The sequence below is a fragment of the Streptomyces sp. NPDC001941 genome (assembly GCF_040296945.1).
Lineage (GTDB): Bacteria > Actinomycetota > Actinomycetes > Streptomycetales > Streptomycetaceae > Streptomyces.
The window spans coordinates 46,489-57,311 of record NZ_JBEOYE010000061.1; the positions used below are offsets into that span (position 1 = coordinate 46,489).

General features: G+C 75.4%; 13 protein-coding genes. 7 read left to right on the top strand and 6 right to left on the bottom strand.

The annotated features are described in order from the left end of the window. The first annotated feature begins 55 nt into the window (after positions 1-55). A complete protein-coding gene (locus tag ABT160_RS31960) occupies positions 56-514 on the top strand; it encodes a Rieske (2Fe-2S) protein (RefSeq protein WP_351651426.1) in 459 nt (152 codons plus the stop codon). A 48-nt stretch (positions 515-562) separates the two neighbouring features. Here the strand turns inward: ABT160_RS31960 and ABT160_RS31965 are convergent, their stop codons facing one another. After that, on the bottom strand, positions 563-1,228 hold the full coding sequence (locus ABT160_RS31965; RefSeq protein WP_351651427.1) for a cysteine hydrolase family protein: 666 nt from the start codon (positions 1,226-1,228) through the stop codon (positions 563-565). Between the two features lie 221 nt (positions 1,229-1,449). On the opposite strand from ABT160_RS31965, the gene ABT160_RS31970 reads away from it, so the two are divergent. Then, positions 1,450-1,920 carry a pyridoxamine 5'-phosphate oxidase family protein gene (locus tag ABT160_RS31970; protein WP_351651428.1) on the top strand — a complete coding sequence of 157 codons (471 nt, stop codon included), beginning with the start codon at positions 1,450-1,452 and terminating at the stop codon, positions 1,918-1,920. A 124-nt stretch (positions 1,921-2,044) separates the two neighbouring features. Here the strand turns inward: ABT160_RS31970 and ABT160_RS31975 are convergent, their stop codons facing one another. After that, positions 2,045-2,947 carry a LysR family transcriptional regulator gene (locus ABT160_RS31975; RefSeq protein ID WP_351651429.1) on the bottom strand — a complete coding sequence of 301 codons (903 nt, stop codon included), beginning with the start codon at positions 2,945-2,947 and terminating at the stop codon, positions 2,045-2,047. Between the two features lie 74 nt (positions 2,948-3,021). Here ABT160_RS31975 and ABT160_RS31980 point away from each other — a divergent pair, with 74 nt between their 5' ends. After that, the gene (locus ABT160_RS31980; protein ID WP_351651430.1) at positions 3,022-4,017 is read left to right on the top strand and encodes a DMT family transporter; all 996 of its coding nucleotides are present in this window, start codon (positions 3,022-3,024) and stop codon (positions 4,015-4,017) included. Between the two features lie 74 nt (positions 4,018-4,091). Here ABT160_RS31980 and ABT160_RS31985 read toward each other — a convergent pair whose 3' ends face one another. Next, a complete protein-coding gene (locus ABT160_RS31985) occupies positions 4,092-5,423 on the bottom strand; it encodes an aminotransferase class I/II-fold pyridoxal phosphate-dependent enzyme (RefSeq protein WP_351651431.1) in 1,332 nt (443 codons plus the stop codon). 35 nt (positions 5,424-5,458) lie between these two features. On the opposite strand from ABT160_RS31985, the gene ABT160_RS31990 reads away from it, so the two are divergent. Next, entirely contained in the window at positions 5,459-6,181 is a 723-nt protein-coding gene (locus ABT160_RS31990; RefSeq protein ID WP_351651432.1) for a pyridoxamine 5'-phosphate oxidase family protein, read from the top strand. 10 nt (positions 6,182-6,191) lie between these two features. Beyond that, a complete protein-coding gene (locus tag ABT160_RS31995; protein ID WP_351651433.1) occupies positions 6,192-6,842 on the top strand; it encodes an FMN-binding negative transcriptional regulator in 651 nt (216 codons plus the stop codon). Between the two features lie 33 nt (positions 6,843-6,875). Here the strand turns inward: ABT160_RS31995 and ABT160_RS32000 are convergent, their stop codons facing one another. The 3 genes from ABT160_RS32000 to ABT160_RS32010 all read right to left on the bottom strand — a co-directional run bounded on the left by ABT160_RS32000 (position 6,876) and on the right by ABT160_RS32010 (position 9,735). Beyond that, positions 6,876-7,838 carry a DMT family transporter gene (locus ABT160_RS32000; RefSeq protein ID WP_351651440.1) on the bottom strand — a complete coding sequence of 321 codons (963 nt, stop codon included), beginning with the start codon at positions 7,836-7,838 and terminating at the stop codon, positions 6,876-6,878. 281 nt (positions 7,839-8,119) lie between these two features. Beyond that, positions 8,120-9,115, bottom strand: a complete 996-nt coding sequence (locus ABT160_RS32005; RefSeq protein WP_351651434.1) for an EamA family transporter — start codon at positions 9,113-9,115, stop codon at positions 8,120-8,122. A 41-nt stretch (positions 9,116-9,156) separates the two neighbouring features. Further along, entirely contained in the window at positions 9,157-9,735 is a 579-nt protein-coding gene (locus tag ABT160_RS32010; protein WP_351651435.1) for a Clp protease N-terminal domain-containing protein, read from the bottom strand. A 209-nt stretch (positions 9,736-9,944) separates the two neighbouring features. On the opposite strand from ABT160_RS32010, the gene ABT160_RS32015 reads away from it, so the two are divergent. Both ABT160_RS32015 and ABT160_RS32020 read left to right on the top strand, forming a co-directional pair. Then, positions 9,945-10,154, top strand: a complete 210-nt coding sequence (locus tag ABT160_RS32015) for a hypothetical protein (protein WP_351651436.1) — start codon at positions 9,945-9,947, stop codon at positions 10,152-10,154. A 78-nt stretch (positions 10,155-10,232) separates the two neighbouring features. Then, positions 10,233-10,661 carry a type II toxin-antitoxin system Rv0910 family toxin gene (locus tag ABT160_RS32020; RefSeq protein ID WP_351651437.1) on the top strand — a complete coding sequence of 143 codons (429 nt, stop codon included), beginning with the start codon at positions 10,233-10,235 and terminating at the stop codon, positions 10,659-10,661. Positions 10,662-10,823: the final 162 nt, after the last annotated feature.

Below are 10,823 nucleotides of genomic sequence, written 5' to 3' on the forward strand. Positions count from 1 at the left end.
ACCCCGCCGCGTACCCCTTGAACAAAGCGCCGTCACGTCGAAGGGACAAGCCAGCATGAGCACCGAGTCACTCCGGACCGGGCCCGGGGCCCCGGGCCGCCGCACGGTCATCGCCGCGGTCGGCGCGGCCGGCCTCGCCGCCGCCCTCACCGCGTGCGGCGACGGCGCCGAGCCCGGGCAGTCGGCCGCCGAGAAGCCCGCGACGGGCGGCACCGGGGGCGGGCAGGACAAGGGCAAGGTGCTGGCCAGGACCGCGGACATCCCGGAGGGCGGCGGAAAGGTCGTCGGCGGGGTGGTGGTCACCCAGCCCAGGGCCGGCGAGTACAAGGCGTTCTCCGCGACCTGCACCCACCAGGGCTGCACGGTCAAGGACGTCGCCGGCGGCACCATCAACTGCCCGTGCCACGGCAGCAAGTTCGATCCGGCGGACGGCAGCGTCAAGGCGGGTCCCGCCAGTACGCCGCTGCCCGCCGCGCCGATCACCGTGGAGGGCGGCTCGATCAAGCTGGCCTGAGCACCCGGCCTCGGCCCTTCGTGCCGCCGGCCCTCGGCGGACCCGGCCTCAGCCCTTGGCTCCACTGGGCTTCGCCGCGCGCCGGGGGCGCTTCCAGATCCCCAGCACGTCGTCGGTCGTGGTGATGGTGGCGACCAGGGCGAGGGTGTTCTTCACCATCGCGGGGGTGTAGTCCGCGGGCACCCCCGCGATCGCGTCGGACGGGACGACGGCGGTGTAGCCGAGGTTGACCGCGTCGAACACCGCGTTGGGCACGGCCACGTTGGAGGAGACGCCGGTGACCACCAGGGTGCGGCAGCCCAGGTTGCGCAGCAGCGGGTCCACGTCGGTGCCCGCGATCGGCGAGAGCCCGTGCAGCCGCCGCACCACCAGGTCCTCGTCGGCCACCTCGATCGGTTCGGCCACGCGCACCGCCGTACTGCCCGAGTGCTGCTGCACGGGGAGCCGTTCGGCGGCGCGGAAGAGCCTGGCGTTGTGGTTGGCGCCGCGCCCGTCGGGGCGGCGCTCGGCGATGGCGTGCACCACCTGGACGCCCGCCTCGTGGGCGGCGGCGACCAGCCGGGCGACGTTGAGCAGGGCGCCGGAGGAGCGCGCCTCCGCCGCCAGTTCGGGCAGTGCGCTCTGCGTGCCGACGACGCCCTGCTGGCACTCGACGGTGAGCAGGACGGTGACGGCCGGATCGAGCTGCTCCGCGAGCTGTTCGAAGGACGGCATGGCCCTTCCCCTTCCGTGGATCCGCCGGGGGTCCGGCGGTGGACCGGGCGCCGGGGCCCGCGGGTCCGGCTGGTCCCGGTCGTGGAGCCGCGGATCCGGCTGTGGAGCCGGGGGCGCGACGGCGGAGCCCCGGAGCGCGCGAGAGTAGCCACCATTGCGCGCCGAGGGAAGAGCCCCCATGATTTCTGACACTCAGTCAGACTCTGGAGAGGGGGCGGCAGATGGCCGCCAGCACCCAGCGCCGTGGCCGCCGCATCATGATGGCGCCCGAGGAGCTCGACACGTTCCTGCGCGAGGCGCGCACCTGCCGGGTGGCGACGGTGTCGGCCGACGGCACCCCGCACGTCGGCGCCCTGTGGTTCGTCTGGGACGGCACCTCGCTGTGGCTGTACTCGATCACCCGCTCCAAGCGCTGGGCCCAGCTGCGGCGCGATCCGCGGATCTCGGTGGTGGTCGACGACGGCGAGGACTACGGCGAGCTGCGCGGCGTGGAGCTGTCCGGCACGGTCGAGTTCGTCGGCGAGGCACCGCGCACCGGCGAGCCGTGTCCCGAACTGGACGTTCCCGAGAGGCTGTTCCCGGCCAAGAACTTCGGGCTCGACGACATGCCGCACGACGGCCGGCACGCCTGGATGCGGCTCACCCCGACGGCGATCGCCTCCTGGGACTTCCGCAAACTGGGCGGCCTCTGACGACGGGCGGCGACGCGGACCCCGCCCCCGACCGGCACCGGCGCACGGCGGCCGACGCCCACACACCGTGGCCGGCACCCGCACCCGGTGGCCGGCACGCACCCGCGGCGGCCGCCGTCCCCCGTCACTCCAGCTGCCCGGCCACCTCCAGCAGGGCCCGGGCCGCGGCCTGGACGGACGGCCGCCGGTCGGCGTCGCTGCGCCACACCGCGTACACGTGCCTGCGCACCCGCTGCCGTACGGGTACCACCGCGACGCCCTCCGGGACCGGGCCGCGCCCCAGCCGGGGCGCCACGCACACCCCGAGCCCGGCCCCGATCAGCGCCAGCTGGGTGTGGTGCTCGCCCGCCAGGTGCGCGATGCGCGGCTCGATGCCCTTGGAGCGCAGGGTGAACACCAGCCACTCGTAGCAGAACTCGCCCTCCGGCCAGGACACCCAGTCGTCGTCCGCGAAGTCCTCCAGGTCCACCGCGTCACGGCCGGCGAGCGGGTGGTCCGCGGGCATCGCGACGTCCGCCGCGTCGTCCATCAGCCGCGCCATGGTCAGCCCGCCCGGCACCGGCAGCCGCTTGTTGCTCCAGTCCAGGACGACCGCGAGGTCCGCGTCGCCGCGCAGCACGTCGCGCAGCGCCACCTCGGGCTCCGACTCACTGGTGCGCACGCGCAGTTCGGGGTGGTCGCGGCGCAGCCGGGAGACGGCGGCCGGGAAGAGGCCGCGGGCCGCGGTGGGGAACGCGGCGATGCGCACCTCCCCCACGACCTGTCCGCGCTGCGCCTCGATGTCGGCCTGCGCCAGCTCGACCTGGGAGAGGATCCGGGCGGCGTGGTCGGCGAGCAGGATCCCGGCGTCGGTCAGCCGCACGCCGCGCCCGTTCTTGGCGAGCAGCCGCTGGCCGACCTCGCGCTCCAGCTTGGCCAGCTGCTGGGAGACCGCCGAGGTGGTGACGTGCAGCCCGTCGGCGGCGGCGCTCACCGAGCCGTGCCGGGCGAGGGCGTCGAGGGTCCGCAGGCGCTCCAGGTTCAACATGTAAGCAATGCTAAGCAAAGAGGTCGAGGAATTCTCGCTTGTTCTTAGAGATCGTGCCACGGCAGGCTGGGGCCATGAGCCCCGCAGCCGCCTCCCCGGCCACCCCGACCACCCAGAGACCCGCCCCCGCAGCCGCCGTCCCGACCGCCAAGGGACCCGCCCCCGAGGCCCGCCGCCCCCGCGCCCTCCTCCTCGACTGGCGGGTGCGGTTCGGCGCGCTCTCCCTCATCTGGGGCTTCAGCTTCCTGCTGATCAAGGTCGGTACGCACGCCTACGCGCCGTTCCAGGTCACCCTGGGGCGGCTGCTGTTCGGCACGGCGGTGCTCGCCGGGGCGATGCTGGTCAAGCGGCACCGGCTGCCGCGCGGCGCCCGCACCTGGGCGCACCTGGCGGTCGCGGCGTTCCTGCTCAACGCCCTGCCGTTCTCGCTGTTCGCGTACGCGGAGCTGACGATCCCCTCCACCCTGGCCGGGATCTGCAACGCCACCTCCCCGCTGTGGGGCATGGTCCTCTCGCTGGTGGCCCTCTCGGAGGACCGGCCGACCCGGCGCCGGGTGGCGGGCCTGGGCCTCGGCTTCCTCGGCGTGCTGACCGTGCTGGGCGCCTGGCAGGGCTTCTCGGGGCTCGACGTGACGGGCACGGCGATGGCGCTGCTGGCCTCGCTGAGCTACCCGGTGGGCTGGATCTACGTACGCCGCACGCTGGCCGGGAGCGGGGAGTCCCACCTGTCCCTGACGGGTGCGCAGCTCGGTCTGGCGACGCTCCAACTGGCTCTGGTCACGCCCCTGTTCACCAGCTGGCCGACGTCGTTCCCGGCCGTGCCGCTGCTGGCCGTGATCGCCCTGGGCGCCCTGGGTACGGGCCTGGCGGTGCTGTTGCAGTACGGCCTGGTGGCGGAGGTCGGCCCGACGACCGCGCAGATGGTCACGTACTTCATCCCGGTCATCGCGACGGCGGCGGGCGTGGCCCTGCTGAGCGAGCCGCTGAGCTGGAACACGCCGGTGGGCGCGGCGATCGTGCTGGCGGGCGCGGCCCTCACCCAGCAGCGCCCGCGCCGCACGGCCGCGTAGGCCCCACCCACGTACAGGCACCACCCAGGTACAGGCGCCACCCAGTCGTACCGCCACCCCCGTACAGGCGCCCCTCAGTCGTAACGCCACCCGCCCCCCGGCCGCACCGCCCCTGCGATCGCGTCGGCCAGCGGCTCGATCTCGTCGGCCCGCAGCGAGGAGACGGTGACGCGCACCCCGGGCGCGGCGGACATCCGGAAGCGGGCGCCGGGGGACACCGCCCAGCCCGCGTGCAGCAGCCGCGACACCGCCCCGGTCTCGTCGGGCACCGGCACCCACACGCTGAACCCGCTGCGCCCGTGGGCCTCCACGCCCCGGGCGCGCAGGGCCGCCACGAGCGGGTCGCGCCGTTCCCCGTACGCGCGCGCCACCTCCCGCGGGTCCACCGCCCGCGTCCGCCACAGGTGCACCACCGCGCGCTGGAGGAGGCGACTGACCCAGCCGGGGCCGAGCCGCTGCCGACCACGCACCCGGTCGACGGTGACGGCGTCGCCGGTGAGCACGGCGAGCCGCAGGTCGGGACCGTACGCCTTGGCCACGGAGCGTACGAACGCCCAGTGGGTGCGGCCCCCGGCGAGCGGGTGCGGCGGCAGGTCGACCATGCCGTGCCCGTGGTCGTCCTCGATGAGCAGGACGCCGGGGAAGTCGTCGAGCACCCGGCGCAGTTCGCGGGCGCGGGCCCGGGAGACGGCCGCGCCGGTGGGGTTCTGCGCGCGGCAGGTCACGACGAGGGCCTTGGCGCCGGCCCGCAGCGCGGCCTCGACGGCCCCGGGCAGCGGGCCCTCGTCGTCGAGCGCGACCGGCTCCGGCCGCAGCCCGAGCGCCGGTACGAGGTCCAGGAGCGAGCCCCACCCGGGGTCCTCGATCGCGACGGCGTCCCCGGGGCGCAGGTGCGCGGCGAGGACCCGCTCGATCGCGTCGAGGGAGCCGGAGAGCACCGCGACGGGCCCCCCGGGCACGCCGTCGGCGTCCAGGTCGGCGCGGGCCAGCCGGGCGAGGTCGGGGTCGACGGGGTCCTGGCCGTACATCTCGGCGCTCTCCGCCTCGCGGCGGGCGGCCTCGGCGAGCGCGTCGGCCAGCGGCGGGAGCAGCGCGGGGTCGGGGTTGCCGTCGGCGACGTTGCGCACGCCCTCGGGCACGTCCACGCGGATGGCGTCGCGTGCGGTACTGGCGGGGCGGGGGCGCACCCGGCTGCCGCGCCGGCCGTTGGTCTCGATGACGCCCCGGTCGCGCAGCTGCCGGTAGGCGGCGGCCACGGTGTTCGGATTGACACCCAGCTCGGCCGCCAACTCCCGCATGGGGGGCAGTAGTTGACCGGGCGGCAGGGCACCGCTGCCCACGCCCTCTTCCACGCTGGCCGCAATGTCCGATGCGCCGCGCCCGACGATCCGATACTCTCCTAGCACAAACCAGATTATGCACTAGTGCAATGGAGTGCGCAATGCCGGACACCACGCAGCACGCGTCCACCACCCCCGCCGGGGGAGCCGGGGAAGCCGGGGACGAGGACCGCCCGTACGCGGCGAGCGGGCGCACCGTGCCCACGCGGTACGCGGACCGCGCCTCCTACGACCGCGCACTGGTGCACGCGATCCTCGACGAAGCGTACATATGCCACCTCGGCTTCGTCCGCGACGGCGCCCCGGTGGTCCTGCCCACCGCCTACGCCCGCGTCGGCGAGCGGCTGTACGTGCACGGCTCGACCGGCTCGCGCCCGATGCGGACGGCCGGCGGCGCGGACGACCCCGGCCTGGACGTCTGCCTCACCGTCACCCACCTCGACGGCCTGGTCCTCGCCCGCTCCGCGTTCAACCACTCCTTCAACTACCGCTCCGTCGTGGTCCACGGCACCGCCCGCCAGGTCACCGACCCGGACGAGAAGCGCCGGGCGCTGGACGCGCTGGTCGACCACATCGTCCCGGGCCGCGCCGCCGACGCCCGCCCGGCCAACGCCAAGGAGCTGGCCGCCACGGCCGTGCTCCGCCTGGACCTGGACGAGGTGGCGGCCAAGGTGCGCGCGGGCGACCCGTCGGCCGAGCCGGGCGAGGAGGGGACGGCGAACTGGACCGGCGTCGTACCGCTCACCCGTGGCTACGGCACGCCGGTCCCGGCGCCCGCCCCCGCCCCGGCGGTCGCCCTGCCCGACTACCTCCGCGCGCTGTAGGGGGCCCGCCGTGCTCATCCACCCCTGGGACGCGCCGCTCGACGAGACCGAGTGGCGCACCTGGCTGGCCGGCCACGACTTCGGCCAGCTGGCGGTCAACGGCGGCCCCGGCGAGGCGCCGTGGGTCCAGCCGACGCACTTCCTGTACGACGCCGGGGCCGGGCCGCTCGGTGAGGTGCTGCTCCACCTGGCCCGCCCCAACCCCCTGTGGCGCGCCCTGCGGGACGCGCCCCGGGTGCTGCTCAGCGTGGTCGACGACTACGCCTTCTCCCCCGGCCCCTGGGCCGCCCCGGAGGGCGCCCCGCCCGGACACGGCACGCCCACGTCGTACTACGCCGCCGTCCAACTGCACTGTGTCGCCCACCTGGTGGACGACCCGCGGGAGAAGGCCCGGCTGCTCAACCGGCAGGTGGCGCACTTCCAGCCGGAGGGCGGCACCGACGAAGTGACCCCGGACGGCGGCCCGTTCGACCGACTGCTGCCGGGCCTGCGCGGACTGCGGCTCGAAGTGGTCGACGTCCGCGCCAAGTTCAAGTACGCGGGCCGCAAGCCCGAGGCCGTGCGCGAGCAGGTGGCGGCCGGACTGCGCGCCCGGGCGGGCCACCACGACGAGGCGGCCCTGTCCCACCTGCTGCGCCGGGGCGCGACGGCTCCGGAGTGACGGCACGGTCCGGGGCCGCCGCGCCCCGGGCCGTCACCCCGCCCTGCGCCGCGCCGCCGCCCCGCGCGCCTCGGCCGCGGCCAGCGCGGTGACGGCGGTCAGCAGCACCAGCGTGCCGGTCACCGTCGCGGCCGTCAGCCGCTCCCCGAGCAGGGCCACCGCGATGACGGCGGCGCTCACCGGCTCCAGCAGCATGACGACCGAGACGGTTGCGGCCCTGACGACCGCCGCCCCCGCGAAGTACAGGGCGTAGGCGAGCGCGGTCGGCACCGCGGCGACGTACGCCAGGAGCAGCACCACGCGCAGCGACTCACCGGTGTGCGGCAGGATCCCCTCGGCGAGCGCCGACGGCAGCAGGCCCACGGCCCCGATCGCGAACGCCCAGGTGGTCGTGGTCAGCGCGTCGCCCCCGCCGCCGCCCCGGCCGAGCCAGCGCGTCAGCAGGGTGATCGCGGCGTACCCGGCGGCGGACACCAGCGCGAGGACCACCCCGGCCGGGCGCACCTCGCCGCTCCCGCCGCCGCCCAGGACCAGGACGGCGAGCCCCGCCAGGGCCCCGGTGACGGCGAGCGCGCCGCCGCGGCCGATGCGCTCCCCCATGGTGATCCGGGCGCCGAGCGCGATGAGCACGGGTCCGGCGCCGAGGGTGACGACGGTGCCGACGGCCAGCCCGGTGGCCTGCACGGCGGCGAAGTAGGCGCTCTGGAAGACGGTCAGGCCCACGCCGGTGGCGAGGATGCGCAGCACCTTCCGGCGGCGGGGCTCGGCGGGCCGCACGACGGCGCCGCCCTTGCCCCGGCGCCCGCGCAGTGCCAGCACGCCCAGGAGCAGGGCGAGTCCACCCGCGCAGCGCCAGAACGACAGGGCGAGCGGCCCGAGGTCACTGGCCCGGAAGACCAGGGAGGCGGCGGCCCCTGCGGTGCCCCAGGCGATCCCGGCGACGACCAGGTAGAGCAGGCTCCGCCCGACCGGATCGCCGTTGCCGTGGGCGGGCAGGTCGGAGGGGGCGTACGGGAGGGAGGTGGAGGCAGCGGGTACGGAGGACGGAGTGGAAAGGTTCGACACGTGGTTTCTTCCCCATGACGCTCCACGCGCGCCGGACTGCGCCGCTCAGGCGCGGGCCGCCGGCCGCGTGGGTACGGATCGGCTGGTCGCTCGGCTCCGGACGCGGGCAGCGACGAGCCGCTCGGGGACTGCCCGAGCGGGGAGTTCGCCGGAAGGTGCGGCCCGCGTTACGCGGCGGGCGGCGGAAGTACAGTCATGGGCACGGCGTCACCCTACGGGGCGCCCCGACCGGCTGACAACTCCCGCTCGTGGTCGGGCAGGTCGACGGCTCCGCCCGCGGCCACCGGCTGCGCCACGGGCGCCCTGGGGGTGGCCGACTGGGCGATGAAGGCGCCGACGAGGACCACCGCGCCGCCCACCACCTGGGGCGCCGACAGGTGTTCGCCGAGCAGCACCCAGGCCAGCACGGTCGCCACGACCGCCTCCAGGCAGGCGACCACGCCCGCGACCTGCGGGGAGAGCTTGCGCACGGAGGTGACTCCGGTGACGTACGCGAGGACGGTCGCGATGAGCACGACGTAGCCGAGCAGGACCCACGCGGGCAGGTCGGCGCCGCCGATGCGGGCGCTGCCGCCGAGGACGGCCCAGTCCATGCCCCAGGGGCGGGCGACGGCGGTCAGGACGAGGGTGCCGACGAGCAGTCCGTACGCGATGACGCCCAGCGGGTCGGCCGGTTCGGCCTCGTCGCCGCCGTGGTCGGACAGCACGAAGTAGCCGACCTGGCAGCAGGCGGCGGCCAGCGCGAGCAGCAGCCCGACGGCGTCGAAGCCGAGGCCGGCCCAGATCTCGACGACGCAGGCGAGTCCGCCGACGGCCAGGACCACGCCGACGGCGGCGGCCCGGGTGACGGGCCTGCGCTGTACGAAGCGGACCCAGCCGAGGACGAGGGCGGGGGCGAAGTACTCGACGAGCAGGGCGACGCCGACGGGGACGCGGGAGATGGCGGCGAAGTAGCAGGCCTGGACGCCCGCGACGGCCAGCAGGCCGAAGCCGGCCAGCAGTGCGGGCTTGCGCCGGGGCAGGTCGCGGTGGCGCCAGGCGACGGGAAGCATGACGAGGGCGGCGCCGGCCACCCTGAGCCAGACCACGTGCAGCGGGTCGAGCCCCGCCTCGATGAGCGGCTTGGCCGCGACACCCGAACCACCGAAGGCGAAGGCCGAGACCAGGGCGAGGCCCAGGCCGGCGCTTCTGACCGAAGACGCGCGCATCGGCGCATCATGGCAGAGCGGGGTCAGGAGCGTAAAGGCCGTTACACCTGTTGAGACAGCTCGTCGGCGCGCACCCCGATCGCACCGGGGTCGACACCCGCGTGCTCCAGCACCTGGACGGCCCGGGACTCGCGGTCACCGGCCAGTTCGGCGAGCAGGTCGAGCCCGGTGGCCCGCCCGTCGCCGCGCTCCCCGGCCCGCAGCAGGGCGGCGTCCATCGCGGCCGCGGCGGCGGGCGACCACCCGGCGGACTCGCCCTCGCGCCCGCCCGCCCGGGAACCGCCCGTACGCGGCGCGCCGGGCGCGCCGCCCAGGACCGGCACGGCCCCGGAGTCCTCCACCGAGCCCTGCCAGCGCAGCCCGTAGCCGATGCTGCGCTGGACGAGGTAGCCGAGGACGCGGGCGAGCTGGGTGCGCCCGTCGAAGGCGGTGCGCACGTCGGGGTCGGCCTCGATCAGGGAGTGCAGCAGATGGGCCGTGTCGACCTGCCGGTCGCCGTCGCGCTGGGCCCGTCTGCGCGCGGCCGTGACCACGGCGGCCATCTCGTCGCTGAGCTGGTCCTCGGTCGCGGCACGTTCGCTTGCGGGCTGCCGGGGCGTCCGCGGGGTAGGGCTTCGCACCCTTCCACCCCATCAGCATCGCGGCGTACGGGCATCCCCGGCGGGGAGCATTTGCGCATCCCACCGAAGTTGGGCACGCGCGCACGGGTCCTCCTCCTTACGGATGACATCGGGAGGATCCGCGACGAGGGCGTCCGCGGCACCCTGCACGGCGAGGTGACCGGCCCGCGCAGCGCAACCGTTGCACCCCCCTCGTTCGTCACACAGGCATGTTCTGGTTGGTCGCCCTGCTCGCCCTGGACGGCCGGCAGTACGTCTACCGCGTGTACGCGCCCGTGGACGCGCTGCCGGGCGACCTGTTCTGGGCGGCGTTCCACTGCCACGACGAGGAGGGCGGACGGCCGCGCGCCTCGGACTGCTTCGACTCGGCGGAGATCTGGCGGGCGGGCGCGCGGCGCGCGGACGCCACCGAGATCTGACGGTTCATCAGTATTGAATGTTCGCGGCCCTGCGGCTACGTTCCGCGACACCGTAACCCGATGAGAAGGGGTGGTCGCATGGCCGAAGTCAGTGCAGAGGCGCGCATCGAGGCACCCGCCGAGAAGGTCTGGGCCCAGCTGACGGACTTCCCCGCGTACGGCCAGTGGAACGCCACCCACACCAACTTCCCCGCGGGCGGCCCCGAGAAGCTGGAGACGGGCGCCACCTTCGCCGAGAACATGAAGCTGATGGGCTTCCCCGCCGAGGTCAACTGGACGATCGACGAGCTGGAGACCGCCCGGGTGTTCGCGATCAGCGGCAAGGGCCCGATGGGCGTCAACGTGACGACGCGCTACGCGCTCGTCCCGGACGGGGACGCCACCACGGTCCGCATCGAGGGCACCTTCCAGGGCGCGGCCGTCTCGCTCATGGCCGGCAAGCTGAAGGACTCGGCGACGGCGGCGCTCAACGAGTCGCTGCGCAAACTTTCCGGCCTGGTGGCCTGAGCCCCGGGACCGGACCTTCGGACGGGGGCGGCCACCCGGGTAGGCGAACCACCCAGGTACGCGAAAGGGCCGTCGTCGCGGCGCCGCACCCGCGCTGGCAGGAGCGCCCGCTGGCGGTGGTGGTGCCGCGGCCCGGGGCGCGCGTCTCGCCGGGCGCGCTGC